Consider the following 25,275-nt stretch of genomic DNA (forward strand, 5'->3'; position numbering starts at 1 on the left):
CGTCCCGTTCTCGTCAGACCGTCGCGACGACCTGGTCGAACGCCCGCTCGTCGATCGCCTCGGCCAGCGTCGCGAACGCCGTCGCGATCTCGTCCTCCGGCACGCACGCATAACCGAGCAGCAAGCCCGATGCCGCACGTTCGCGCTGCGCGTAATAACCGGACAACGGCCGCACGACGATGTTGCGTTCGAGCGCGGCCTGCGCGACCGCGCGATCGTCGACACCGTCCGGCAGCCGCGTGACGAGATGCAGTCCCGCGTCGCTGCCGAGCGCCTGAAGCGTGTCGCCGTAGCGGCGCGCGACCGCGTCGAGCAGCACCTCGCGGCGCTGCCCGTACAGCGTGCGCATCTTGCGGATATGCGACACGAAGTGCCCTTCCGCGATGAACTCCGCGAGCACCGCCTGCTGCAGCAGCTGACCTTCGCGATACAGCTCGGCGCTCGCGGTCGCGAAGCTCTCCGCGAGCGGCTCCGGCGCGACGAGATACCCGACCCGCAGCCCCGGGAACAGCGTCTTGCCGAAGCTGCCGACGTAGATCACCTGCCCGGCCGTATCGAGCCCCTGCAGCGACGCGAGCGGGCGGCTGCCGTAACGGAATTCGCTGTCGTAGTCGTCCTCGATGATCCAGCAGCCGTGCTGGCGCGCGTATTCGAGCAGCATCCGGCGCCGCGCGAGGCTCATCACCATCCCGAGCGGATACTGGTGCGACGGCGTGACGAGCATCAGCTTCGGCGGCTCGGCGAGATCGGCGGCCGACGGCGCGATCCCTTCTTCGTCGACCGGAATCGGCCGCGTGGTGAGCCCCGACACGTTCAGCACGCTGCGCACGCCCCAGTAGCACGGATCCTCGGTCCAGATCGCATCGCCCGGATCGGTCAGCAGCCGCACCGCGAGGTCGATCGACTGGTGGATCCCGGTCGTGATCACGATCTGCTCGGGCGTGCAGCGCACCGAGCGCGACGTGCGCAGGTAGTCGGCCAGCGCCTCGCGCAACAGCGCGAGCCCGCCGCCCGGCGCGTAGGTCAGCAGGTCCGGGCGTAGGCGCCGCCAATACTTGTTGTGCAGCCGCGTCCACACGCGCGCCGGAAAGCGCGACACATCGGGCACGCCCGGCATGAACGCGCCGCCCTGGCGCTTCGACACGCCCGCGCCTTCGACGAGCCGCGTGCCGCGCGAGGACAGCCGGCGCGCGGAAGAAGGCGCCACCGCCGGCCCGGCACCCGCGTCAGCCGGCGCGCCGACGATCTCGTCCGGCGCGCTGTCGGCGACGAAGGTGCCGCGCCCCGTCGCCGAGTTCACATAGCCTTCGAGCGCAAGCTGTTCGTAAACCTGCGTAACCGTGTTGCGGGCGATCCCCAGCTCGGCCGCGAGCAGCCGCGACGACGGCACGCGCGTGCCGGCCGGCAGTTCGCGCGACAGGATCGCCTGCTGCAGCAGCCGGTGCAGCTGCCGGTAGATCGGCTGTTCGCCGCCGCGCACGAGGCGCTGCGCCAGCCAGTCCGACAACACGCTTGCGCGCATGATTGGCTCCTGAATATTTATTGAAATGGCTCTGATTGCCAGAGCCAAATGTGATTATAGTCGCCTCCATGGGCTGCCAACGCGGCCGTTTTTTATCCCACCGGACAGAACATCAAGGAGATGACCGTGAAGAATGCCGACCTGCAGGCCCGCAAGAACGCCGCCACCCCGCGCGGCGTCGGCGTGATGTGCGATTTCTACGCAGCCCGCGCCGAAAACGCGGAGCTGTGGGATGTCGAAGGCCGCCGCTTCATCGATTTCGCCGCCGGCATCGCGGTGCTGAACACGGGCCACCGCCACCCGAAGATCGTCAAGGCGATCGCGGATCAGCTGAACAGCTTCACGCACACCGCTTACCAGATCGTCCCGTACGCGTCGTACGTCGAGCTGGCCGAAAAGATCAACGCGCGCGCACCGGGCGACTTCCCGAAGAAGACCGCGTTCTTCACGACCGGCGCCGAAGCCGTCGAAAACGCGATCAAGATCGCGCGCGCGGCGACCGGCCGTCCGGGCGTCATCGCGTTCTCGGGCGGCTTCCACGGCCGCACGATGATGGGCATGGCGCTGACCGGCAAGGTCGCCCCGTACAAGCTGAACTTCGGCCCGTTCCCGGGCGACGTGTTCCACGCACCGTACCCGAACGCGCTGCACGGCGTGACGACGGCCGACTCGATCAAGGCGATCGAGATGCTGTTCAAGGCCGACATCGATCCGAAGCGCGTCGCCGCGATCATCTTCGAACCGGTCCAGGGCGAAGGCGGCTTCAACCCGGCGCCGGCCGAGTTCGTGCGCGCGCTGCGCAAGATCTGTAACGAGCACGGCATCCTGCTGATCGCCGACGAAGTCCAGACGGGCTTCGCGCGTACCGGCAAGCTGTTCGCGATGCAGCACTACGACGTGCTGGCCGACCTGATCACGATGGCGAAGAGCCTCGCGGGCGGCATGCCGCTGTCGGGCGTCGTCGGCCGTGCCGACGTGATGGACGCGGCAGCCCCCGGCGGCCTCGGCGGCACGTACGCGGGCAACCCGCTGGCCGTCGCCTCGGCGCATGCGGTGCTCGAGATCATCGACGAAGAGAAGCTGTGCGAACGCGCGACGCAGCTCGGCGACGTGCTGAAGGCGAAGCTGAATTCGCTGCAGGCCGACGTGCCGCAGATCGCCGACGTGCGCGGCCCGGGCGCGATGATCGCGGTCGAGTTCCTGAAGCCGGGTTCGGGCGAGCCGGACGCGGAATTCACGAAGCGCGTGCAGGCGCGTGCGCTCGAGCGCGGGCTACTGCTGCTCGTGTGCGGCGTGTACTCGAACGTCGTGCGCTTCCTGTTCCCGCTGACGATCCCGCAAGCCGTGTTCGACGAAGCGCTCGTGATCCTCGAGGAAGTGCTGAAGGAAACGGTCGGCGTGCCGGCCTGAGTGCCCGTCCGCTTCAACTGAATGTGCCGCCGCCGTCGTGAAGACGGCGGCGGTCATTTTCATCCGTCCTTACCCGTCCTTTTCAAAGCAGGCGAATCATATGAGCACTGTTCAGGAAACCCTGGCACTGAAAGACCCGTCGCTGTTCCGTCAGCAGGCGTACGTCAACGGCGAATGGCAAGGCGCGGCGAACGGCGAGTCGTTCGAGGTCCACAACCCGGCAACCGGCGGCCTGCTCGGCACCGTGCCGGCGATGGGCACGGCCGAGACGCGCCACGCGATCGAAGCCGCGAACGCCGCATGGCCGGCGTGGCGCAAGAAGACCGCGAAGGAACGCGCGGCGATCCTGCGCAAGTGGCACGACCTGATGATGGAAAACGCCGACGACCTCGCGCTGATCCTGACCACCGAGCAGGGCAAGTCGCTGGCCGAAGCGAAAGGCGAGATCGGCTACGCGGCATCGTTCCTCGAGTGGTTCGCGGAGGAAGGCAAGCGCGTGTACGGCGACACGATCCCGACGCCGGCGAGCGACAAGCGCATCGTCGTGACGAAGGAAGCGATCGGCGTGTGCGCGGCGATCACGCCGTGGAACTTCCCGGCGGCAATGATCACCCGCAAGGTCGGCCCGGCGCTCGCGGCAGGCTGCCCGATCGTCGTGAAGCCGGCGGAAGCCACGCCGTTCTCGGCGCTCGCGATGGCCGTGCTGGCCGAGCGCGCAGGCGTGCCGGCCGGCGTGTTCAGCGTCGTCACGGGCGACCCGAAGGCGATCGGCGGCGAACTGACGTCGAACCCGATCGTGCGCAAGCTGTCGTTTACCGGCTCGACGCCGGTCGGCCGCCTGCTGATGTCGCAATGCGCGGCGACGGTCAAGAAGGTGTCGCTGGAGCTCGGCGGCAACGCGCCGTTCATCGTGTTCGACGACGCCGATCTCGATGCGGCCGTGCAGGGCGCGATCGCGTCGAAGTACCGCAACAGCGGCCAGACGTGCGTGTGCACGAACCGCTTCTACGTGCATGAAGCCGTGTACGACCAGTTCGCGCAGAAGCTCGCGGCGGCGGTCGGCCAGCTGAAGGTCGGTCGCGGCACGGAGCCGGGCGTCACGCAAGGCCCGCTGATCAACGAAGCGGCCGTGCTGAAGGTCGAGGCGCACATCGAGGACGCGCTCGCGAAGGGCGCGACCGTCGTGACGGGCGGCAAGCGCCACGCGCTCGGCCACGGCTTCTTCGAGCCGACCGTGCTGACGGGCGTCACGCCGGCGATGAAGGTCGCGAAGGAAGAGACGTTCGGGCCGCTCGCGCCGCTGTTCAAGTTCGGCAGCGACGACGAGGTGATCCGCCTCGCGAACGACACCGAGTTCGGTCTCGCCGCGTATTTCTACAGCCGCGACATCGGCCGCGTGTGGAAGGTCGCCGAGGCGCTCGAATACGGGATGGTCGGCGTCAACACGGGCCTGATCTCGAATGAAGTCGCGCCGTTCGGCGGCGTCAAGCAGTCCGGCCTCGGCCGCGAAGGCTCGCACTACGGCATCGACGATTACGTCGTGATCAAGTACCTCTGTCTCGCCGTCTGACGGTTCGGGGCCGGTCGCGTCCGTGACCGGCCCTGACCGCCCGGCCGGAGCCGGGCGGTCACGACGCGGGCCGGCGCCCCCTCTCCGCCGCGCCCGCGTCACCTCCCTCCGCCGCCTTCAACGAAACACGTTCACCGCATCGACGAGTCGCGTCGCCTGCTGCTTCAGGCTTTCCGACGCCGCCGCGCTCTGCTCGACCAGCGCCGCGTTCTGCTGCGTGATGTTGTCCAGATGCACGACCGCCTGATCGACCTGCGCGACGCCCGTGCTCTGCTCGGCCGTCGACGAGCTGATCTCCGCGATCAGGTCCGACACACGCTTCACCTGCGTAACGATGTCCTCCATCGTCCTGCCCGCGCCGTCGACGATCCGGGCGCCCGATTCGACCCGCTCGACGCTCGCGCCGATCAGCGTCTTGATCTCCTTCGCCGCGTTCGCGCTGCGCTGCGCGAGCGCCCGGACCTCGCCGGCGACCACCGCGAAGCCTCGCCCCTGATCGCCCGCGCGCGCCGCCTCGACCGCCGCGTTCAGCGCGAGGATGTTGGTCTGGAACGCGATGCCGTCGATCACGCCGATGATGTCGGAAATCTTGCGTGAACTGGCCGTGATGTCGTTCATCGTCGTCACGACCTCGCTCACCGCCTGCCCGCCTCGCTCGGCCGCCTCGCTCGCGGAAACCGACAACTGGTTCGCCTGCAGCGCCGTCTCCGCATTGCTCGACACCGTGGCCGTCATCTCGGCCATCGACGCGGCCGTCTGCTGCACGCTGGTCGACGCCTGCTCGGTGCGCGCGCTCAGGTCGTTGTTGCCCTGCGCGATCTCGTTGCTCGCGCGCTGCACGTTGTGCACCTGCTCGCTGACGTCGTCGACGAGCCAGCGGAACATCAGCCCGAGCTGGTTGATCGTGCGCAGCGTCATGCCGATCTCGTCGACGCGGTTCATCGCCACGCCGGTACGGCTCTCGCCGGACGCGACGCGCAATGCCTGGTCGCGCAGTTGCATCAGTGGACGCGCGATCTGCGCATCGAGCCACAGGCCAGCGGCCACCGACACGCCGGCCGTCGCGGCGGCAAACGCCGCGAGCCCGCCGCCGGCCAGCCCGCATGCCCAGCCCGCGCCGACGACGGCCGGCGCCAGCACGCACAGCGTCGAATGCAGCCGCGCGCGCACCGACATCGTCTGGAACAGCGACGCGACGCGCATCAACCCGGTCCGGACGATCAGCCCCTTGTGGAACCGGCGATTGCCCGCCTTGCCTTCGCGGAACGCGCGATACAGTGCATCGGCCGCGGCGATCTCGTCGCGCGACGCCTTCGTGCGCACCGACATGTAGCCGGTCGGCTGCCCGTTGCGCATCACCGGCACCGTATTCGAACGGACCCAGTAGTGATCGCCGTTCTTACGGCGATTCTTAACGAGCGCGGTCCACGGTTCGCCGTTCTTCAGCGTCGCCCACATATCGGCGAACGCCTCCTTCGGCATATCCGGGTGCCGCACGACGTTGTGCGGCTGGCCTTCGATCTCCTCGGGGGAAAATCCGCTGACCTGGATGAACGCGGCATTCGCGTATTTGATGTAACTGTCCGCGTCGGTGGTCGACATCAGCGTCGCGTCATCGGGGAATTCGAATTCGCGTTGCGTGACAGGCTGGTTATTGCGCATGGTGTGGAGTTCCCGGTTGCGGATCTTGCGTCCGCTTGTGGATTGGATCGAGACCGCACGCATCGCGGTCGTCCCGCATGCGTTCGATCACACTCCTGCGCTTTCGGCAAATCTGACGAAAACATTATGCCGGCCACGGGTAAATATGCATTAATTTCGCATCATCTTGATTCAGCCGAAAATTTTGTTTACAGGTGAATCAAAAAACCGTCTTATCAAATACTTGGCCGCAAATTGTCTGATTAATGTAAACATATCCTCCGCCCGGATTAGCGAATAAATCCGGGCTCGGAAATGAGAATTCTTCTCCTTCTATATATTCGAATCGAATCGGAACGCCGGGATTTAACCAGCTCGCCGCGACGGAACGCGCAGGCGCCCGCCCCCCGCCGATTATCGAAACACGTTCACCGCATCGACGAGCCGCGTCGCCTGCTGCTTCAGGCTTTCCGACGCCGCCGCGCTCTGCTCGACCAGCGCCGCGTTCTGCTGCGTGATGTTGTCCAGATGCACGACCGCCTGATCGACCTGCGCGACGCCCGTGCTCTGCTCGGCCGTCGACGAGCTGATCTCCGCGATCAGGTCCGACACTCGCTTCACCTGCGTGACGATGTCCTCCATGGTTCTGCCCGCATCGTCGACCCGCCGCGCGCCCGACTCGACCCGCTCGACGCTCGCGCCGATCAGCGTCTTGATCTCCTTCGCCGCGTTCGCGCTGCGCTGCGCGAGCGCCCGCACTTCGCCCGCGACCACCGCGAAGCCGCGCCCCTGTTCGCCCGCGCGCGCCGCCTCGACCGCCGCGTTCAGCGCGAGGATGTTGGTCTGGAACGCGATGCCGTCGATCACGCCGATGATGTCGGAAATCTTGCGCGAACTCGCCGTGATGTCGTGCATCGTCGTCACGACCTCGCTCACCGCCTGCCCGCCTCGCTCGGCCGCTTCGCTCGCGGACACGGCGAGCTGGTTCGCCTGCAGCGCGGTCTCGGCATTGCTGTCGACGGTGGCCGTCATCTCGGCCATCGACGCGGCGGTTTCCTGCACGCTCGACGCGGCCTGCTCGGTGCGCGCGCTCAGGTCGTTGTTGCCCTGCGCGATCTCGTTGCTCGCGCGCTGCACGTTGTGCACCTGCTCGCTGACGTCGTCGACGAGCCAGCGGAACATCAGCCCGAGCTGGTTGATCGTGCGCAGCGTCATGCCAATCTCGTCGACGCGATTCATCCGCACGCCGCGGCGGCTTTCGCCGGTCGCGACGTTCAGCGCCTGGTCGTGCAGCCGTTTCAGCGGACGCACGATCTGCGCATCGAGCCACAGGCCAGCGGCCACCGACACGCCGGCCGTCGCGGCGGCAAACGCCGCGAGCCCGCCGCCGGCCAGCCCGCATGCCCAGCCCGCGCCAACGACGGCCGACGCCAGCACGCACAACGTCGAATGCACGCGTGCGCGCACCGAGATCGTCTGCGGCAGCGACAGGATCCGCATCAACCCGGTCCGGACGATCAGCCCCCTGTGGAACCGGCGATTGCCCGCCTTGCCTTCGCGGAACGCGCGATACAACGCGTCGGCCGCGGCGATCTCGTCGCGCGGCGCCTTGGTGCGCACCGACAGGTAGCCGCGCGGCACGCCGTCGCGCATCACCGGCACCGCGTTCGCGCGCACCCAGTAGTGGTCGCCGTTCCTGCGGCGGTTCTTCACGAGCGCGGTCCACGGTTCACCGTTTTTCAGCGTCGCCCACATGTCGGCGAACGCCTCCTTCGGCATATCCGGGTGCCGCACGACGTTGTGCGGCTGACCGACGAGTTCGTCGTTCGAGAAGCCGCTCACGTATTCGAACGTCGTGTTCGCGTACGTGATGATGCTGTCGGCATCAGTGGTCGACATCAGCGTGACGTCATCGGGAAATTCGAATTCTTGTTGGGTAACAGGTTGGTTGTTGCGCATGCAAGGCTCCGAAAGGCGGATCCGTCTGCGGGATCCGCGCGGCGCGAAAATCACGCTCAGTAGCCGAAAAACGGTTTATCGCTTTACGACGGTCTCGTCCTTACTGTCGGCAACCACCGGGAAATCCTTAGTCCGAACGCGCATGAAATATCGGATTCCGTCATCGACATGATTTCGATCAAGTATTCCAGCGATAATCGCGTCCAGCGCGTCGCGGATACAGCCCGATTCTTGGTGGGACTACGTCGGGCGACGCATCGGTTCAGACAACCATTGCACACAGCGAAACGATTCGGCCTGATCGACTCCATTCAACCGGCATATGAATTCGACGCAATAATCCGGCGATCAATGGAATCGGTCGTGTCGGAATGCGGTGGCGGACATGCCGCTCGGCGCGAGATCATCCGTCATCCGTACGCGCGCGAACGCAACCCGTGCGTAGAATTTCCGCTCGCTCACCACCACCGCCCGCTCGGAGAACGACATTGCAGAACGCGTCGCCGCCACCCGCCTCGCCGAAGATCCTCGTCAGCATGTGCGTGCTCGGTCACCCCGTCCGTTACAACGGCTCGGCGAAGACCGCCGCGCACGAAACGCTCGCACGATGGCAGCGCGAAGGGCGCCTGGTGCCCGTGTGTCCGGAACTGGCAGGGGGATTGAGCGTGCCGCGTCCGCCCGCCGAAATCGCCGACGGGGAATCAGGGCAACGCGTTTTGTCGGGTGCCGCACGCATCGTCGACGTGCACGGCACCGACGTGACGGCGCCGTTCGTCGACGGCGCGCGCACCGCGCTCGCGCTGGCACGCGCGCACGACTGCCGCTACGCGATCCTGGCGGACGGAAGTCCGTCGTGCGGAAGCAGTTTCATTTACGACGGGCGTTTTGCGGGCCGGCGGCATGCCGGCGCCGGTGTGACGGCGGCGCTGCTGCGCCAGCATGGCGTCGAGGTGTTCGCGGACACCGAGATCGACGCGCTCGTCGCACGCCTCGCACAACAATCGCAAGCTGAATGACGATGTGGCCGGCACGTTGATCGCGTGCCAGCCACATCGTTTGGAGAGGGAACCCGGTCAAGCGGCGTGAACCTCGCCACGTGACCGGATGACGCGATCAGACGCGCTCGATCGCGATCGCGATGCCCTGGCCGACGCCGATGCACATCGTGCACAGCGCGAAGCGGCCGTTGGTGCGATGCAGTTGATACATCGCCGTCGTCACGAGGCGCGCGCCCGACGCGCCGAGCGGATGGCCGAGCGCGATCGCGCCGCCGTTCGGGTTCACGCGAGGATCGTCGTCGGCGACGCCCAGCATGCGCAGCACCGCGAGGCCCTGCGACGCGAACGCTTCGTTCAGCTCGATCACGTCGAACTGGTCGATCGTCATCCCGAGCCGTGCGAGCAGCTTCTGCGTGGCCGGCGCGGGGCCGATACCCATCACGCGCGGCGCGACGCCGGCCGTCGCGATGCCGAGCACGCGTGCGCGCGGCGTCAGGCCGAAGCGCTTCGCAGTGGCTTCGTTCGCGAGCAGCAGCGCGGCGGCGCCGTCGTTGACACCCGACGCGTTGCCGGCCGTCACCGAGCCGTCCGGACGCACGACGCCCTTCAGCTTCGCGAGCGTTTCGAGCGACGTTTCGCGCGGATGCTCGTCACGCGAAAAAACGACCGGATCGCCCTTCTTCTGCGGAATCGTCACCGGGACGATTTCCTCGGCGAGCGTGCCGTCCTGCTGCGCACGCGCGGCCTTCTGCTGGCTGCGCAGCGCGAACAGGTCCTGGTCGGCGCGGCTGATGTTGTAATCGACCGCGACGTTCTCGGCCGTCTCCGGCATCGAATCGACGCCATGCAGTTGTTTCATCAGCGGATTGACGAAGCGCCAGCCGATCGTCGTGTCGTAGATGTCGGCCTGACGCGCAAATGCGCTGGCAGCCTTGCCCATCACGAACGGCGCGCGCGTCATGCTTTCGACGCCGCCGGCCACCATCAGCGCGGCTTCGCCCGATTTGATCGCACGCGCGGCCACACCGACCGCGTCCATCCCGGAACCGCACAGGCGGTTGATCGTCGAACCCGGCACGCCCTCCGGCAGACCCGCGAGCAGCGCGGACATGCGCGCGACGTTGCGGTTGTCCTCGCCGGCCTGGTTCGCGCAGCCGTAGATCACGTCGTCGATCGCCGTCCAGTCGACGTCGCGGTTACGCTCGACGAGTGCCTTGAGCGGCACCGCGCCGAGGTCGTCGGCGCGCACGCCGGACAGCGCGCCGCCGTAACGGCCGATCGGGGTACGAATCGCATCACACAGAAAAGCTTCGGTCATCAGTGTCTCCGGTCTCATGCAAGGCTGGGAAGTGAATGAAACGCGCCCCTTGCATTGCCCGCCGGGATGCGCTTAAATGTTCTATATACGAACATAAGATCGTGTATCGAACGTTCAGCGCATCATAGGGAGTGCGGGGACGACCTGTCAAGCGCCCGGTCCGCGGTGCGGTTGGCGTGTCAGGCCCCATGCGCTATCTTCTCGGCTGCACGACAATCCGACCGTTCATGACAACCGAAGACATCCAGACGAAACCGGGCGACTCCTATGTGCAGTCATTCGCGCGCGGCCTCGCGGTGATCCGCGCATTCGACGCCCAGCGCCCGGAGCAGACGCTCACCGAGGTCGCCTCGGCCACCGGGCTCACGCGCGCCGGCGCGCGCCGGATCCTGCTGACGCTGCAGACGCTCGGCTATGTCGAGGCCGACGGCCGGCTGTTCCGGCTCACGCCGAAGATCCTCGAACTCGGCTTCGCGTATCTCACGTCGATGCCGTTCTGGAATCTCGCCGATCCGGTCATGGAGCAGCTGTCCGCGCAGATCCACGAAAGCTGCTCGGCCGCCGTGCTCGACCGCACCGAGATCGTCTACGTGCTGCGCGTGCCGACCCGCAAGATCATGACGATCAACCTGTCGATTGGCAGCCGCCTGCCCGCATACTGCACGTCGATGGGCCGTGTGCTGCTGTCCGCGCTCGACGACGCGGCGCTCGACGAAACGCTCGCGCAGAGCGGCATCCGCGCGCACACGCCGCGCACGATCACCGACATCGGCGAGCTGAAGGCGACGATCGCACAGGTGCGCCAGCAAGGCTGGGCCGTGGTCGACCAGGAACTCGAAGTGGGCTTGATGTCGATCTCGGCGCCGATCCGCAACCGGCGCGGGCAGGTGATCGCCGCGATGAACATCAGCGGCAACGCGCAGCGGCACACCGCGAAGCAGATGGTGAAGGAGTTTCTCGGGCCGCTGCAGCAGGCCGCGCAGACGGTGTCGGAGCTGGTGGCACGGCGCGGATGAGCGAAGGGGCGCGCGTCGTACCTGAGGGTGGTGCGCGGGCGGTAAGCGCGTATCGCCGCTTGCCGCCTGTCGTGCCGCGCCATGCTTTGCGTCAGTCCATCGAATCCCGCGCCGTCTCGCGCAGCATCGCGACCGCGATCAGCGACAGCACCACGCACGCGGCCACGTAGCCGGCCGGCGCGAGCTTGCTGCCCGTCGTCTTCACGAGCCAGGTCGCGATCAGCTGCGCGGTGCCGCCGAAGATCGTCACCGCGAGCGCATACGCGATCGAGATGCCCGTCGCGCGCACGTGGCGCGGCAGCGATTCGCACATCAGCGCCATTTCGGATGCCGAACCGAGCGAATAGAACAGCAGCATCAGCGCGGTCAGCGGCAGGATCACCGGCAGCGTCGGATGATGGTTCATCAGCCAGAACGCCGGGAACAGCAGCAGGACCAGCACGCCGCGTCCGACGAAGATCGGCAGGCGCCGGCTGCCGAGGCGGTCCGACAGCCAGCCGAACAGCGGACACGTCACCAGCATCACGCAACCCGACGCGACGCCGACGAACATCGACAGCTTCATCGGCAGCCCGAGCGTATGGATCGCATAGGTCGGCATGTAGAACGTCAGGATGTAGGTCGACACCGTTCCGCCCATCACCGTCAGCATCAGCAGCAGCACCGTGCGCGTGTGCTGCGAGAACAGCTCGCGCAGCACGCCGCGTTCGATCCCGTGATGGCTGTCGCCGGGCGCATCGTCCGCGAGCCGGCGGCGCAGATACATGCCGACCGGCGCGATCAGCACGCCCACGAGGAACGGCAGGCGCCAGCCCCAGCCCTCGAGCGCGTCCTTGGTCAGCGTGTTCGACAGCAGCGCCGCGAAGCCCGACCCCATCAGCGCCGCGCCGCCCTGCGTCGCCAGCTGCCAGCTCGCGCGGAACGCGCGGTGCGACGTGCCGCCCTGCTCGATCAGCGTGGACGTCGCCGCGCCGAACTCGCCGCCCTGCGAGAAGCCCTGCATCAGCCGCGCGCAGACGACCAGCAGCGGCGCGGCCACGCCGACCTGCGCGTAGGTCGGCGCGATCGCGATCAGGCCGGTGCCGAGCGCCATCAGCATGATCGTCAGGTTCAGCGCGGCCTTGCGGCCCTTGCGGTCCGCGTAGACGCCGAGCACGACGCTGCCGAGCGGCCGCGTGAAGAAGCCGGCGGCGAACGTCGCGACCGACAGCAGCAGCGACGTGGTCGGATCGCTCGACGGGAAGAACAGCTTGCCGATCAGCACCGCGAAAAAGCCGTACACGGTGAAATCGAAGAACTCCAGCCAGTTGCCGATCACGGCCGCCGCGATCGCGCCGCGCTTCGTGACGGCCGGTGCGCCGCGCGCATCGGTTTCGGCAGCCCCCGTCGACGCGGGGTGCAGCGCGAGATGGTCTTTCTGCATCGTTCGTTTCTCCTCTCAATGCGGCCGGAAGCGCCGGCCGCGCGCCGCCGCCGGGGTTACTGCGCGAGGTATCGCTCGACCAGACGCGTCCAGAACGCCGCGCCGATCGGCAGGTTGCGATCGTTGAAGTCGTACTTCGGGTTGTGCACCATGCAGCCGTCCTCGCCTTCGCCGTTGCCGAGCCGCACGAACGAGCCCGGCCGCTGCTGCAGCATGAACGCGAAATCCTCGCTGCCCATCAGCAGGTCGGCCTGCTCGACCACGTGCGCGTCGCCGACCAGCTCGCGCGCGACCTGCGCAGCGAAATCCGTTTCGGCATCCGTATTGACGACGACCGGATAGCCTTCGATGTACTCGACGTGCGCGGTCGCACCGTAACTCGCGGCCTGCGACTCGGCGAGCTCGACGATGCGGCGCTTGAGCAGCGCGCGCACGTCGGGGCTGAACGACCGCACGCTGAGGTCGAGGCGCGCGCCGTTCGGGATCACGTTGTTCGCGGTGCCCGCGTGCATCGAGCCGACCGTGACGACCGCCGGCTGCGACGGGTCGACGTTGCGCGCGACGATCGTCTGCAGCGCCATCACGATGCTCGCCGCGACGACCACCGGGTCGACCGTCAGGTGCGGCCGCGCCGCGTGGCCGCCGACGCCCTCGATCGAGATGATCGCCTTGTCGCCGGCCGACATGAACGGGCCGCGCCGCGTGAGGAACACGCCGGGCGCCGCGCCCGGATGGTTGTGCATGCCGAACACCGCATCGCACGGGAAGCGCTCGAACAGGCCGTCGTCGATCATCTTCTTCGCGCCGCTGTCGACGCCGTGCTCCTCCGCCGGCTGGAAATACAGGTGCACGGTGCCGGAGAAGTTGCGCGTCTTCGCGAGGTGTTGCGCGGCGCCGAGCAGCATCGTCGTGTGGCCGTCGTGGCCGCATGCGTGCATCTTGCCGTGCGTGCCGCTCGCGTACGGCAGGCCGGTCGCCTCCAGGATCGGCAGCGCGTCCATGTCCGCACGGATGCCGATGCTGCGCGTGCCGTCGCCGACGCGCAGCGTGCCGACCACCCCCGTCTTGCCGACCCCGCGCGTCACTTGCCAGCCCCATTGCTCGAGCTTGTCCGCGACGAGCGCGGCCGTCTCGTGCTCCTCGTACGCGAGCTCCGGATGATGGTGAATGTGGTGGCGAATCTCGCGCAGCCCGCCGGCGGCGGGCATCAGATCCTCGATTTCGGTGAATCGGACGTCGGTGGTCATCAAGCGGCTCCTGCTGATCGTCAGCGTGTCAGCCGCACGCGAACGGTTGCGTGCGGGAAAGCGAGCCACTATAGCGAGCCGATATCGGTTCAATAAGATGCGGAATTTTTCACCGCGATAAGATTTATTAATCAGGGTTAATACGGGGGGCGGAGGCCAGATGTAGCCTTCGATTAGATGCGGATACGACTTTCGATTAGATGTGGATAGCTGCCAGAGAACTCCGAAACACCGCATACCACGAAGCGGGCCACAAGTTGCTCTACGAGCGCTTCGGCGGCGCTGGCGACGCAGTCGTGTGGAAAAACGAGAGTGGCAATTCCGAAGAGTGCGCGTGGCTCGGCCAGTTCCGTCCTCGCACCTGCCCCGAGGAGAGGCACAAGGTGGCGTTGAAACATGGGTTTGCAGTTCCCGAGCTACCTGCGAACTGGAAAATGCTCGTCGGCATGTCTGGCCTGTTGGTCGAAGAAATCCCGAGCGGTGAGACGGAGGATACCGGCGCTATGGCGGATTCCCTGTTCCTCAAAATTTCCTGTGGAGAAGCATCGGCCTCCGATCTCGCGCTCAAGGGCGTCACGGACATCGAGCGCTGCGGACTGAGCTATGACGTGGTCGACGAAGTCGTGCGGATGCTGCGCGAGGGATGGTCCGTCGTGCAGGAAGAAGCCGAGTATCTGATAGCGTCCGCCGCAGCTGATCCTGCTTGCTGCAGAATGGTATGAGAGATTACCCGTCTGCGGCATGTGATACGGCGATTTTTCCGGCAGGCTGCTGATGTGATCGGAGCCGACCATCCCGTGTCGTCGGGCCAACGGTGTGATTTTCGACCCGCCCCGAACACGAAGTGTCTGACAACCCCTTTTCTGCTGACCGTCTGGATGAACGGGTTACCAGTAATATTCGCCGTCGTCACGTTGACCTTCGATCCATGTGTCGCCGAGGTCGAGCTCGTAGTATGAATAGGCTGATTCGCCTCGCTTGCCGGCGACTTCGAGAGTAGTTTGCCCCGATACGGTACACACTGATCAGGTTTCTGGAATTCCGAGCGAAAGCCACGCTTCCATCGACTGTCGGCATAACGAAGCTGCCTTCATCTATCCCGGAATCCACGACCGCCATATGCTGGACGCAGCTTCGCGGGCTTCGGTTTTGCTGGATGCTCCCAGATTGGCCGCAATCAATCCCCTAAGGCTTCGGAAATGCGATTTTGTTGAAAGCCGAAATCCTTGAAAATACGTCGGAAATGAATTCAATAAACACTATGGCCCGTGTTGGAAGCAACCTGTTTGCAACATAGACAATCTGAACAGGGACGGCCGGAGCAAAGTGCCCGGTCAGAATTAACTGCAAACGACCGCTTTTTAACCCTTCCTCGAACAGCCATTCCGGCCCATGCCCGACCCCTAACCCAGCTGTGACCGCTGCTCGAACGGCCTCGGGTGAGTTGACCCGCAATCTCCCAGAGACCGGAATATCGGCGTCACGAAAGCGCCATGTCGCACCGGACGACAGCAAAGTGTAGACCACGCAATCATGTTCTCGCAGGTCATCAGGTGTGTCCGGAACTCCGCGTTTCGCCAGATAGTCCTTGCTGGCCACGGCCACACGCTCGTACATTCCTATGCGCCTGGCGCGTAGCGCACTGTCCTCCAGATGTCCAATGCGAATCGCGAGCTCGACTCCCTCGTCTACAAGGTTCACGTAGCGATCGCTGATCTGAAGATCCAGCGTCAATCTGGGATACCGCTCCAGAAAGACCGGGACCTGAGGCAACACATATGCATGCGCTAACGCCGTGGGACAGGCCACGCGCAAGAGTCCCGATGGATCGACACTGTTCCTGAAAGACGATTCAGATTCGTCCACCGCGTCAAGAATCCGGCGGATATCTGCATAGTAGCGTTCACCCTCGGGCGTCAGGGCAAGCTTTCGTGTGGATCGGTGCAGCAGCCGCGTTTGGAGATGGTCCTCCAGCGCGGCTACATAGCGGCTGACGTTGGGTTGGCCCAATCCCAAATCTCGCCCTGCAGCAGAAAAACTCCCCGTCTCGACGGCCCGTGCGAAGCACGTCATCAAGAGAAATCGGTCCACGCGACCCCCAATTCATGCAACGGAAGCATGAAATATATTCAAAGCAGACATCTTATCGCCACATCGGCATAGGTGCACATTTCTCCCTGTCGACCACGGTTGGTTGTCACTTACAGGAGAAGTCAATGTCGCGCTTGCAAGGTAAACGCACCCTTATCACCGGCGGCACCAGCGGCATCGGTCTGGAAACCGCGAAGCAGTTTTTGGCCGAGGGCGCCCGCGTCGTCGTCACGGGAGTCAATCCGGATTCGATCGCCAAGGCGCAAGCCGAACTTGGATCCGAGGTTCCGGTTCTACGGGCCGACTCGGCCAGCGTCGCTGCCCAAAAGGAACTGGCACAAGCCGTCAAGGACCACTATGGCCAACTAGACGTTGCCTTTCTCAATGCCGGTGTATCCGTCTGGTTGCCGATCGAGGAATGGACGGAAGAGATGTTCGATCGCTCGTTCGATGTCAATGTCAAGGGACCGTACTTCTTGCTCCAGGCGTTGCTGCCGGTATTCGCTCGCCCGGCGTCGGTCGTGCTCAACACGTCCGTCAGTGCGCATGTTGGCGCAGAGCGCTCCTCCGTTTATGCGGCCACCAAGGCTGCGGTGCTGAATATGTCGAAGACGCTTTCGGCGGAACTGCTTGGACGCGGCGTCCGCGTCAATGCGGTCAGCCCCGGCCCGGTCGACACGCCGCTGTACGACAAGCTCGGCATCCCCGACGCCTACCGCGAACAAGTCAACAGGGATATTGCCGCCACCATCCCACTCGGCCGCTTCGGTACTCCGGAGGAGGTGGCCAAAGCCGTGCTGTACCTGGCCTCCGACGAGTCCCGTTGGACGGTCGGATCGGAAATCGTCGTGGATGGGGGCCGCATGCTCAACCGCTGATCGAGCAACGCCGGAGCCGGGGAAAGCGTCTTCTGTTCGCGCACGAGTGGCAGGTGCTGCGCTCGGCATCACGCTTTCCCCTCCCGCGAAGCAAAGAGAGCAGAAACACGGAAAACATCCTGGTGCACTGCCGCTGCATACAGACCATTCGAGCCTTACATGACAATGCCCTCGCTTACTCTGATCAGTCACCCTCTGTGCCCGTTCGTCCAGCGGGCCGCCATCGTTTTGCTTGAAAAGCAAGTTGCGTTCGAGCGTATCAACGTGGATCTCAACGCCAAGCCGGCTTGGTTTTTGGCACTGTCACCGACTGCCAAGGTCCCTTTGCTCCAAATCCAGCAGCCCGACGGCGAAGAAGATATCTTGTTTGAAAGTATGGCTATTTGCGAATATCTGGACGAAACGCAACCCGGCCCACATCTCTACCCGGCCAATCCATTGGCACGCGCCAAGCATCGAGCCTGGATCGAATTTGGCTCAGCGACCCTGGGCGAGGCGTGGGGGTACTTGAACGCCAAGGACCATGCCAGCGCCGAAGTAAAAGCCACGTCGTTCAAAGAACGGCTGGTCCAACTCGAAAACGTCCCAGGCCTCGGTCCGTACTTCGACGGTGAGACCTTTGGCATGGTAGACGCGGTCTTTGCCCCCATCTTTCGCTACTTCGACACCTTAGAGATAGATGGTGTCGCGTCAATTTTCGCGGACGTTCCCAAAATCAACGCCTGGCGTAGAAATCTCCGAGGAAGAGCTAGTGTGATCGGCGCCGTTTCTGTAGATTATCAGGCCCTTTTTCTAGCGCACTTGCGACGGCAAAAGGCCGTGCTGGCCGAGAAAATGTAGGACGCGTCCTCATCGCCTCACGTGCTCTATTGGAACGCGCTCCTCCGTTACAAATCCATCCCGAGACCTTATAGCCGCAGCCGGAAGCTAACAAAGGTTCTTCTCGGGAACCACGGCTAAAAGATGCCACCGCCTCGCGTGCTCGGAAAGACGATTGTCGAATGATCGTCATCGAGCATTCGTTCGGTGGGCAAATTATTCACAGAGCCTTGATATCGGAGACGGCTGAAGGTGATTGGCGAGCGACAACCACGTCACAACCAGCAGATTGTTCCGACGCGCTTCGAGCCAGCGTCGTCATGTCCCGTTCAAACCGCACCCGCTCCCCACGCAAGGAATCCGCCGTCCACCGGAAGCACAATTCCGTTCGTATACCCCGCCTCCTCCGACGCCAGATAGCACACCGCCGCAGCGATTTCCGACGTCGTGCCGTAGCGCTTCATAGGAATCGCATTTGAATATTCGGCGCGGAACTCTTCACTATGCAGCGCCTTGGTCATCGGCGTATCGACTGGGCCTGGCGCGATTGCGTTAGCTGTAATGCCGTAATCGCAGAGCTCCACTGCCATCTGGCGGGTTAAAGCAATAACGGCCCCTTTCGAGGTGCCGTATGCCGTGCGGCCTTTACCGACCGCTCGCATGCCTGCCACCGAGGCGATATTGATTATGCGGCCCCAGCGATTCTTTACCATCAGACGTGCGGCGTGCTGGGAGCATAAGAACGCCCCCGTTACATTGACCTGCATCGTTTTAAGAAACGTGTCCAGTGGGTAGTCGATGAACGGCACCAGCTTCGCAATACCGGCGCCGTTGACCAACACGTCGCAACGCCCATGTCTTTTGTCAAGTTCACCAAACGCAGCGGCAATCGACTCTGAATTTGAAACGTCCATCTCAATGGCCGACACTGACAGGCCCGCGCGCTGAAATCTCGACGCCGCCTCTTCAGCCGCGCTCTTATTGATATCGGCAAGAACAACGTGATAGCCACGTTTCGCGAGCTGTTCCGCCGAATCGGCCCCGATGCCCATCGCGCCACCTGTAACCACTGCAACGCGGCTCGCGTCGCTTTGCTTCATCTGCTCCACGCTGTCTCCTTTAGCGTAAGACCGCTGCAGGCTTCAATTCCGATGCCTGGAAGCGGACCGAATGATGGCGCTACGCACCATCTCATGAGCAGATTATTGAAGCCGCAGCGGGCTAGGTCAAAGGATAATAAAGCAGCAGGCAGTGAGAAAAAGTCACAGCCAGGATGCAGAGATTTCGTCTGCAAGAAAGCACGCCGCAGCTGGCTTCATGTCTCCATCTCACGCAACTCATTCCTCAGCCATTCAACTAGGGCGACTGTCTTCGGCTGATTTTCGGCATGAGGAGCAACCCAGAGCACAAGGTGCACCGGTCCCGGGACGAAACCGAACGGCGCGACAAGACCAGCTGAGTCCAGTTCGTCTCGGACGAGCATTCTCGGCACTGCCGCAACCCCCAACCCGCACTTGGCGGCCTGAATCTGAAGATAGAAATGATCAAACGATTCAGCAATATCGGGCGGAGGCTCGAGTACGGTCGAGGTCGCTTTGTACCAGTCAGCCCACGCGGACGGTCGTGTATTGGTTGCCAAAAGCCGCGCGCGCGCCAGGTCGCCCGGTTTTTCGATCCGGTTCGTGCGCATGTATTCCGGGGAGCAAACCGCGCCGATCCATTCCTCAATCAACGGGACAGGGGTTACGCCTTTGGGTACAGGGATGGAGGACAGCCGTATCGCTACCGTTATCTTGTCCCGCGTGAAGTCGATTTCACCATGACCAGTGTTGAAACTCAGGTCAAGCGACGGGATCGCATTCTTCAGCTTTGAGAGGCGTGGCAGCAACCAGTACATCATGATCGAAGCCGAGCACGAGAGCGTCAACGGACCCGGCTTCAACTGATCGACGGTCTTTTGGATGAGGTTGAACGCCACGCTCAGGCCTTCCGCCATCTGGGCACCTTCGGGCGTCGGCTCCGTCGAGTGTGCATTGCGTGACAGCAGCAGGACACCCAGTTGGTCTTCAAGTGCGCGTATGTGTCTGCTCACCGCGCCGTGAGTCACGTTGAGTTCTTCAGCGGCAGCACCGAAACTTCGCAGGCGCGCCGTGGCTTCAAAAGCTCGTAGCGCATTCAATGAAAGACGAGGCACCTGGACTCCTGTTGGGCCCGAAGCCCACTGCTTGCGGAAGCTGCCTATTGTGAGTTTTTCGCTCAGGGTCAAGAAATCATATCGTTTGATGTCGCGAGACGTCAAATCTATATTCTGCTCATCCCCCGGCTAAAGCGCACGCGGCCACGCAGGCCTCATGTGCCCGGTTTCAGCTCGAATACCTAGTACGAAGAGACAAACATGGTCGAAATCCCCCATCGAAGAGCCGAATTCACTGCGCGCTATTTCGTCGAGAGTTCAGTACCGATTGCAAAAGCCGCAGAGGTAATCGCAGGCGAACAGTCCAGCGGGACGTTTCTTGCGCTGCCCGGGGAGACTGATGCGCTGAAGAACCGTGCCAGGGCCCGTGTAGTGAAGGTGGATTCGCACTCTCCTGTTCTGGAGCCCTCCCTGTACAGTGCTCATGTCGAACGCAAGGGATCCCCGAGTGTCTATTTCCGGGGTGAGATCGAGATCGCCTTTCCGGTCGACAACATTGGTCCTAACTTGCCGACCCTCCTGTCAACGGTCGCGGGTAATCTGTTTGAGTTGGGAGAAGTGACAGGGCTACGCTTGCTCGATATCGATCTGCCAGCAACCTACGCCGCCCAGTTCCCCGGCCCTCAATTCGGCATTAGCGGAACCCGCGACTTCGCTAAGGTCTACGACAGACCAATGATCGGCACCATCATTAAGCCGAGCATTGGCTTGCTTCCCGCACAGACGGCGGAGATCGTCGACAGTCTCTGTGCCGCAGACATCGATTTCATCAAGGACGACGAGCTTCTCGCTGATCCCACATACGCGAGCTTCGACGAGCGTCTCGCAGCCGTCATGCCCGTCCTGCATCGGCACGCCGACCGCATGGGACGTATGCCCATGTACGCAATCAACATCTCGGGCACAATCGACGAGATGCTCCAGCGACACGATGCGGTGGTACGGGCGGGCGGTACATGCGTGATGGTTTGCATTAATTGGGTCGGCTTTGCTGGCGTCGAGCACCTTCGCAAGCATGCCCAGCTGCCCATCCACGGTCACCGCAATGGTTGGGGCGCACTCACCCGCTATCCGCAACTCGGGTTCTCCTTTAAGGCGTATCAGAAGCTGTGGCGACTTGCTGGGGTGGATCAACTCCACGTCAACGGCATTCGCAGCAAGTTCTGGGAACCAGACGCGTCCGTCATCGAATCGGCCCGTGCCTGCCTGACACCATTCGCGGGCGTGCAGCCGTTGATGCCCGTTTTTTCATCTGGCCAGTGGGCGTCGCAAGCCCCTGATCTTTATGCTCAGTTGGGTTCCGTAGACCTGATGCATTTGGCGGGCGGCGGAATCATCGGACATCCGCATGGAATTGCCGCGGGCGTTGCAAGTATGCGGGAAGGGTGGGAAGCAGCTGTCGAAGGGATCGACCTGAACACCTTCGCGGAGTCCCGACCTGCGCTGCGTGCTGCGCTGTCTCACTTTCAATCGGCGTGACCCGGATGAGCGCAAAATCCGAACAATCAGCTGCGGCACTGAGGCTGGCTTTCTACGGCGACGACTTTACCGGATCGACGGACGCTCTCGAGGTCCTGGCCTTCGCGGGGCTTAGGTGCGCGCTTTTTTTGAAAGCGCCTTCGTCCGAAAAACTATCGCAACTCGGCGGATTCGACGCCATCGGTGTCGCAGGCGACAGCCGAGGCATGAGTCCGTCCGAAATGGATCGGTCTCTTCCACCGCTTTTCGAAGCTCTGCACGCCCTCGATGCTCCGATCCTTCACTACAAAGTCTGTTCGACTTTCGATAGCGGCCCGGCGATAGGAAGCATCGGCAGAGTCTTGGAGATAGCCCGGGCGGGCATCACTCGGAATCCAGTTCCGGTTGTTGCCGGTACGCCGGCATTGAAGCGCTACTGCGCATTTGGCAACTTGTTCGCTCGGTCTGGTACCGACAACAAGACTTATCGAATCGATCGCCATCCAATTATGAGCGCCCACCCGGTCACACCGATGGCCGAGGGAGATCTTCTGCGTCATCTGGCCCTGCAGACCGCTTTGCCTCTCTCCGGCTTCCAGCTGCCGAATCTGGAAGGTACTCGCGAAGAAGTCGATCTGGCATGGTCGAAAGCAATTTCAACGGGCGACTCGGGAATCTTGCTCGATTCAGTGACTCCACGTCATCTAACCGAAGTCGGCCGGCTCCTCGACAACTACGCTACGGCGGTCGGCTCCGTATTTACAATCGGCTCGTCTGGTGTCGAATATGCGCTGACTCAATGGTGGCGGGAACTCGGTAGCCTTCCCGAAACGCAGCGGTGTTATGACCGTATTGCGCCGACGAATCAGATCCTTGCCATTTCCGGGAGCGCCTCACCGCTGTCGTCCGCACAGATCGACGCGGCGATCACTGCAGGCTTCGCCGAAATCGCCATCGACGCAAAAGCGCTCGTTCGAGAAGATTCTTGGCAACGGACAGCTCAAGATATCGCCGTCCGCGCGATTGCGCTGCTCAGTGAAGGGCGCAGCGTCATTTTGCATACCGCCCGTGGCCCGAGCGATGCACGCATCGTCGAAATGCTCGAGTACTTTACCGCTCGCGGACTGACCCAGGACGACGCTCGGCATCAAGGTGGTCGATTGCTTGGGCAACGGCTTGGCGCAATTGCGAATGATGTCCTCGAAGCCACTCACCTGCAACGACTGGTTCTCTCAGGCGGAGATACGTCCAGCCAGGTCACACAAGTCCTTGGCCCTGACGCGCTTGAGATTGACGGTCGCCTGGCCGTGGGCGCACCGCTGTGCCGTGTAATTTCCGAAAAGCCTCATTTGCGAAACCTTCAGCTTGCTCTGAAAGGTGGGCAAATGGGCGACCAAAACTTTTTTGTCATCGCACGCGATGGCATCACGAGATGACTCCGGCGCGATGCTGCAACATTGCTTGCTCCGTAAAGTGGAGCCTCACATCGGGAACCGCCACGGAAAGCATGCCCCCCACTGCATCACCCAGAAATGTGGGAAGACGGTCGACCTTACGGTGATTGAAAGCAGCAGGACCTAGGCGCTGCACCACGTCGGTCAGCCCTCTTACCGTACGGATATGGACCAGTTGCAATATCGCGTCGCATCTCGAAGTTAGAAGGCTGCTCGCAATGCCGAGTAGCCTCATCTCTGCTTGCGCGAACATCTCGTCTCGCCTCTCCCGCAGGAAGTCTCACCTCAACGTAAAGATTTTCATCGATGAATAGAAACCGCTCCACGAAAATCGTGGCGACGCTCGGACCGTCTAGCTCGTCCGAAAGCTTGATTGAGAGCCTCTATATCTCCGGCGCCGATGTCTTCCGGTTGAACATGAGTCACGGCAGCCACGCGGAGCAGGCTCAACGACTGCTTGCAATTCGACGCATCGAGGCCCGGCATGGGCGGCCGGTCGGCGTACTGCTCGATCTGCAAGGACCAAAGCTACGTGTGGCGCGATTCAAAGATGGGAAAGTCGAGCTGCGGCCAGGACAGACTTTCAGCTTCGACCTTGATAGCGCCTCAGGCGACGCGTCGCGGGTCTGCCTGCCGCACCCGGAAATCTTCGCAGTCGCCGCGAATGGCGATACTCTACTCGCCAACGACGGCCTGCTGACGTTCAGGATTGTCGACACGTCGCTCACCCGCATTACGACCGAAGTCGTTGTCGGTGGAGTCCTCTCGGACCGAAAAGGAGTCAATGTTCCGAGCGTCGTCCTCCCCATTCCGGCACTGACCGATAAGGACAGGCAAGATCTGCAATTTGGCCTTGAGCAAGGCGTAGAGTGGATCGCACTGTCATTTGTACAGCGGCCGGACGATGTGCGCGATGCGCGTAATCTGATTAGAGGCCGGGCGAAGATCATGGCGAAAATCGAGAAGCCATCCGCTGTCGATTCGATCGAAGAGATTATCGAGGCCTCCGACGGAATCATGATCGCGCGTGGCGATATGGGTGTTGAGTTGCCACCGGAGGAAGTCCCTGTCATCCAGAAGCGAATCGTGAGTCTATGTCGGGAGGCAGGAAAACCAGTCGTTGTGGCGACGCAAATGCTGGAGTCGATGGTTAGTTCTGCCATGCCCACCCGAGCAGAGACGTCCGATGTCGCGACCGCCGTTTTTGACGGTGCCGATGCCGTCATGCTGTCCGCGGAGTCGGCGTCCGGTGCCTTTCCCCTTGAAGCGGTTTCGATGATGAATAGAATCATCGAGCACACGGAGAATGCACCGACATATCGTCAACTGCTGAAAGCGGTGGCACCTCCTGCCACCGCCGACACACCAGAAGCGGTCAGTTCAGCGATTTTTACCATTACCTCGATGTTGTCGGTTTCAGCGATCGTTGCCTATACCACTTCCGGCGCAACCGCAGCGAGAATTGCTCGCGAGCGTCCCGGCTCTCGCATTCTGTCACTTACGCCTGATGAGGTCGTTGCGCGTCAACTTGCGTTGACGTGGGGCGTCTGTCCTCTGCGTGTCGACGACGCGGACAACATCGAAGATATGGTCACGAAAGCTGTAGCTGCGGCGCATCGGATCGGTGTCGCCCGCCACAAACCGCTATTGATCGCCGCAGGGGTCCCGTTTGGCACGCCCGGCGTCAGCAATCTTCTCAGAATTGTCTACCCCTCCTGACAGTCATGGACTCACAGCATATGTCTCAATGAAATTCGACGGGCGTTGGTATTCGCGATGGTAACGACAAAACGGAATCTCAAAAAAACACGGCACGGGCCAACGCAGTCGCGACAGATGCTTCTCCCGCTTCCGTTATCGTTCGTCAAAGAGTGGTCACCGGTTTCGCACCTCGCCCTCGCTTCGTTTCAATCCGGTCATGGTAGCCAGCATCTGGTATATCAACTGATCCGAACGACGTATCTCTCATATTTGATGTGGAACGAAGGATTGGGCGGCGGCAACTATCAGCTTTACTGTGACGCTGAGCGCGAGATAGAGGCTATCGCGGCTGGTCACGCAAGTGGCGGGCCGTGGACGCTCAGTGAGAAAGCCAGGTGCATTCTCGAGAAAATCGTTTGTATCTACGATAGCCAGCTTGGCGGTATATCGTCGGGGCTCTTCGCACGATGCCACACAAAGCTGGAGCACCTCCTCAGCGAGTTGGTCGTCCGATCCGGGGACACTTTAGTACAGCGCGATGACGCCATCCGAGCGGTTTGAACCGATGGGGATTGA

19 protein-coding genes are annotated in these 25,275 nt (G+C 63.0%); 10 read left to right on the forward strand and 9 right to left on the reverse strand.

Features of this window, described 5'->3' with window-relative positions:
- Positions 1–13: 13 nt before the first annotated feature.
- Entirely contained in the window at positions 14–1,522 is a 1,509-nt protein-coding gene (locus tag DIE11_RS12735) for a PLP-dependent aminotransferase family protein (RefSeq protein WP_124624265.1), read from the reverse strand.
- Between the two features lie 126 nt (positions 1,523–1,648).
- On the opposite strand from DIE11_RS12735, the gene DIE11_RS12740 reads away from it, so the two are divergent.
- Both DIE11_RS12740 and gabD read left to right on the forward strand, forming a co-directional pair.
- Positions 1,649–2,932, forward strand: a complete 1,284-nt coding sequence (locus DIE11_RS12740) for a 4-aminobutyrate--2-oxoglutarate transaminase (protein ID WP_124624267.1) — start codon at positions 1,649–1,651, stop codon at positions 2,930–2,932.
- A 100-nt stretch (positions 2,933–3,032) separates the two neighbouring features.
- Positions 3,033–4,502, forward strand: coding sequence for an NADP-dependent succinate-semialdehyde dehydrogenase (gene gabD / locus DIE11_RS12745; protein WP_124624270.1), 1,470 nt, complete (start codon positions 3,033–3,035; stop codon positions 4,500–4,502).
- 117 nt (positions 4,503–4,619) lie between these two features.
- Here the strand turns inward: gabD and DIE11_RS12750 are convergent, their stop codons facing one another.
- Together DIE11_RS12750 and DIE11_RS12755 are read right to left on the reverse strand one after the other, a co-directional pair.
- Positions 4,620–6,164 carry a PAS domain-containing methyl-accepting chemotaxis protein gene (locus DIE11_RS12750; protein WP_124624273.1) on the reverse strand — a complete coding sequence of 515 codons (1,545 nt, stop codon included), beginning with the start codon at positions 6,162–6,164 and terminating at the stop codon, positions 4,620–4,622.
- Positions 6,165–6,557: 393 nt separating this feature from the next.
- Positions 6,558–8,102 carry a PAS domain-containing methyl-accepting chemotaxis protein gene (locus DIE11_RS12755; RefSeq protein ID WP_124624276.1) on the reverse strand — a complete coding sequence of 515 codons (1,545 nt, stop codon included), beginning with the start codon at positions 8,100–8,102 and terminating at the stop codon, positions 6,558–6,560.
- A 536-nt stretch (positions 8,103–8,638) separates the two neighbouring features.
- On the opposite strand from DIE11_RS12755, the gene DIE11_RS12760 reads away from it, so the two are divergent.
- Positions 8,639–9,118 carry a DUF523 domain-containing protein gene (locus tag DIE11_RS12760; RefSeq protein WP_409364568.1) on the forward strand — a complete coding sequence of 160 codons (480 nt, stop codon included), beginning with the start codon at positions 8,639–8,641 and terminating at the stop codon, positions 9,116–9,118.
- A 97-nt stretch (positions 9,119–9,215) separates the two neighbouring features.
- On the opposite strand, the gene pcaF is transcribed toward DIE11_RS12760, so the two are convergent.
- The gene (gene pcaF, locus DIE11_RS12765) at positions 9,216–10,418 is read right to left on the reverse strand and encodes a 3-oxoadipyl-CoA thiolase (protein ID WP_059599074.1); all 1,203 of its coding nucleotides are present in this window, start codon (positions 10,416–10,418) and stop codon (positions 9,216–9,218) included.
- A gap of 227 nt (positions 10,419–10,645) precedes the next feature.
- On the opposite strand from pcaF, the gene DIE11_RS12770 reads away from it, so the two are divergent.
- Positions 10,646–11,434, forward strand: coding sequence for an IclR family transcriptional regulator (locus DIE11_RS12770; RefSeq protein WP_059599073.1), 789 nt, complete (start codon positions 10,646–10,648; stop codon positions 11,432–11,434).
- Between the two features lie 91 nt (positions 11,435–11,525).
- On the opposite strand, the gene DIE11_RS12775 is transcribed toward DIE11_RS12770, so the two are convergent.
- Both DIE11_RS12775 and DIE11_RS12780 read right to left on the reverse strand, forming a co-directional pair.
- Entirely contained in the window at positions 11,526–12,857 is a 1,332-nt protein-coding gene (locus DIE11_RS12775) for an MFS transporter (protein ID WP_124624282.1), read from the reverse strand.
- A gap of 56 nt (positions 12,858–12,913) precedes the next feature.
- A complete protein-coding gene (locus tag DIE11_RS12780) occupies positions 12,914–14,104 on the reverse strand; it encodes a M20 aminoacylase family protein (protein ID WP_124624285.1) in 1,191 nt (396 codons plus the stop codon).
- A gap of 200 nt (positions 14,105–14,304) precedes the next feature.
- Between DIE11_RS12780 and DIE11_RS36275 the strand changes: the two genes are divergently transcribed.
- Positions 14,305–14,826 (forward strand): hypothetical protein, encoded by a 522-nt coding sequence (locus DIE11_RS36275; RefSeq protein ID WP_185633752.1) that lies wholly within the window; start codon positions 14,305–14,307, stop codon positions 14,824–14,826.
- A 463-nt stretch (positions 14,827–15,289) separates the two neighbouring features.
- Here DIE11_RS36275 and DIE11_RS12790 read toward each other — a convergent pair whose 3' ends face one another.
- A complete protein-coding gene (locus tag DIE11_RS12790; RefSeq protein ID WP_012366930.1) occupies positions 15,290–16,177 on the reverse strand; it encodes a LysR family transcriptional regulator in 888 nt (295 codons plus the stop codon).
- Positions 16,178–16,320: 143 nt separating this feature from the next.
- On the opposite strand from DIE11_RS12790, the gene DIE11_RS12795 reads away from it, so the two are divergent.
- Positions 16,321–17,073 (forward strand): SDR family oxidoreductase, encoded by a 753-nt coding sequence (locus DIE11_RS12795; RefSeq protein WP_124624290.1) that lies wholly within the window; start codon positions 16,321–16,323, stop codon positions 17,071–17,073.
- Between the two features lie 159 nt (positions 17,074–17,232).
- Positions 17,233–17,913: a glutathione S-transferase family protein gene (locus tag DIE11_RS12800; protein ID WP_124624293.1), complete on the forward strand. Its 681-nt coding sequence runs from the start codon at positions 17,233–17,235 to the stop codon at positions 17,911–17,913.
- A 308-nt stretch (positions 17,914–18,221) separates the two neighbouring features.
- On the opposite strand, the gene DIE11_RS12805 is transcribed toward DIE11_RS12800, so the two are convergent.
- Entirely contained in the window at positions 18,222–18,992 is a 771-nt protein-coding gene (locus DIE11_RS12805) for an SDR family NAD(P)-dependent oxidoreductase (RefSeq protein ID WP_041490210.1), read from the reverse strand.
- A gap of 215 nt (positions 18,993–19,207) precedes the next feature.
- A complete protein-coding gene (locus DIE11_RS12810) occupies positions 19,208–20,158 on the reverse strand; it encodes a LysR substrate-binding domain-containing protein (RefSeq protein WP_012366934.1) in 951 nt (316 codons plus the stop codon).
- 129 nt (positions 20,159–20,287) lie between these two features.
- Here DIE11_RS12810 and DIE11_RS12815 point away from each other — a divergent pair, with 129 nt between their 5' ends.
- The 3 genes from DIE11_RS12815 (at position 20,288) to pyk (ending at position 24,717) form a co-directional block, all read left to right on the forward strand.
- A complete protein-coding gene (locus DIE11_RS12815) occupies positions 20,288–21,565 on the forward strand; it encodes a ribulose-bisphosphate carboxylase large subunit family protein (protein ID WP_124624296.1) in 1,278 nt (425 codons plus the stop codon).
- Between the two features lie 5 nt (positions 21,566–21,570).
- Positions 21,571–22,980 carry a four-carbon acid sugar kinase family protein gene (locus tag DIE11_RS12820; RefSeq protein WP_124624299.1) on the forward strand — a complete coding sequence of 470 codons (1,410 nt, stop codon included), beginning with the start codon at positions 21,571–21,573 and terminating at the stop codon, positions 22,978–22,980.
- Positions 22,981–23,304: 324 nt separating this feature from the next.
- On the forward strand, positions 23,305–24,717 hold the full coding sequence (gene pyk, locus DIE11_RS12825) for a pyruvate kinase (protein WP_124624301.1): 1,413 nt from the start codon (positions 23,305–23,307) through the stop codon (positions 24,715–24,717).
- Positions 24,718–25,275 lie beyond the last annotated feature (558 nt).

It is taken from the genome of Burkholderia sp. Bp9012, assembly GCF_003853825.1.
In the GTDB taxonomy this organism is placed as follows: Bacteria; Pseudomonadota; Gammaproteobacteria; order Burkholderiales; family Burkholderiaceae; genus Burkholderia; species Burkholderia diffusa.

Excerpts from the sequence above, each read along its gene's own strand:
- DIE11_RS12735 (WP_124624265.1), bottom strand. The coding sequence starts at position 1,522 with ATGCGCGCAAGCGTGTTGTCGGACTGGCTGGCGCAGCGCCTCGTGCGC.
- gabD (WP_124624270.1), top strand. The coding sequence starts at position 3,033 with ATGAGCACTGTTCAGGAAACCCTGGCACTGAAAGACCCGTCGCTGTTC.
- DIE11_RS12750 (WP_124624273.1), bottom strand. The coding sequence starts at position 6,164 with ATGCGCAATAACCAGCCTGTCACGCAACGCGAATTCGAATTCCCCGAT.
- DIE11_RS12755 (WP_124624276.1), bottom strand. The coding sequence starts at position 8,102 with ATGCGCAACAACCAACCTGTTACCCAACAAGAATTCGAATTTCCCGAT.
- DIE11_RS12760 (WP_409364568.1), top strand. The coding sequence starts at position 8,639 with ATGTGCGTGCTCGGTCACCCCGTCCGTTACAACGGCTCGGCGAAGACC.
- pcaF (WP_059599074.1), bottom strand. The coding sequence starts at position 10,418 with ATGACCGAAGCTTTTCTGTGTGATGCGATTCGTACCCCGATCGGCCGT.
- DIE11_RS12770 (WP_059599073.1), top strand. The coding sequence starts at position 10,646 with ATGACAACCGAAGACATCCAGACGAAACCGGGCGACTCCTATGTGCAG.
- DIE11_RS12775 (WP_124624282.1), bottom strand. The coding sequence starts at position 12,857 with ATGCAGAAAGACCATCTCGCGCTGCACCCCGCGTCGACGGGGGCTGCC.
- DIE11_RS12780 (WP_124624285.1), bottom strand. The coding sequence starts at position 14,104 with ATGACCACCGACGTCCGATTCACCGAAATCGAGGATCTGATGCCCGCC.
- DIE11_RS36275 (WP_185633752.1), top strand. The coding sequence starts at position 14,305 with ATGTGGATAGCTGCCAGAGAACTCCGAAACACCGCATACCACGAAGCG.
- DIE11_RS12790 (WP_012366930.1), bottom strand. The coding sequence starts at position 16,177 with ATGACGTGCTTCGCACGGGCCGTCGAGACGGGGAGTTTTTCTGCTGCA.
- DIE11_RS12795 (WP_124624290.1), top strand. The coding sequence starts at position 16,321 with ATGTCGCGCTTGCAAGGTAAACGCACCCTTATCACCGGCGGCACCAGC.
- DIE11_RS12800 (WP_124624293.1), top strand. The coding sequence starts at position 17,233 with ATGACAATGCCCTCGCTTACTCTGATCAGTCACCCTCTGTGCCCGTTC.
- DIE11_RS12805 (WP_041490210.1), bottom strand. The coding sequence starts at position 18,992 with ATGAAGCAAAGCGACGCGAGCCGCGTTGCAGTGGTTACAGGTGGCGCG.
- DIE11_RS12815 (WP_124624296.1), top strand. The coding sequence starts at position 20,288 with ATGGTCGAAATCCCCCATCGAAGAGCCGAATTCACTGCGCGCTATTTC.
- DIE11_RS12820 (WP_124624299.1), top strand. The coding sequence starts at position 21,571 with ATGAGCGCAAAATCCGAACAATCAGCTGCGGCACTGAGGCTGGCTTTC.
- pyk (WP_124624301.1), top strand. The coding sequence starts at position 23,305 with ATGAATAGAAACCGCTCCACGAAAATCGTGGCGACGCTCGGACCGTCT.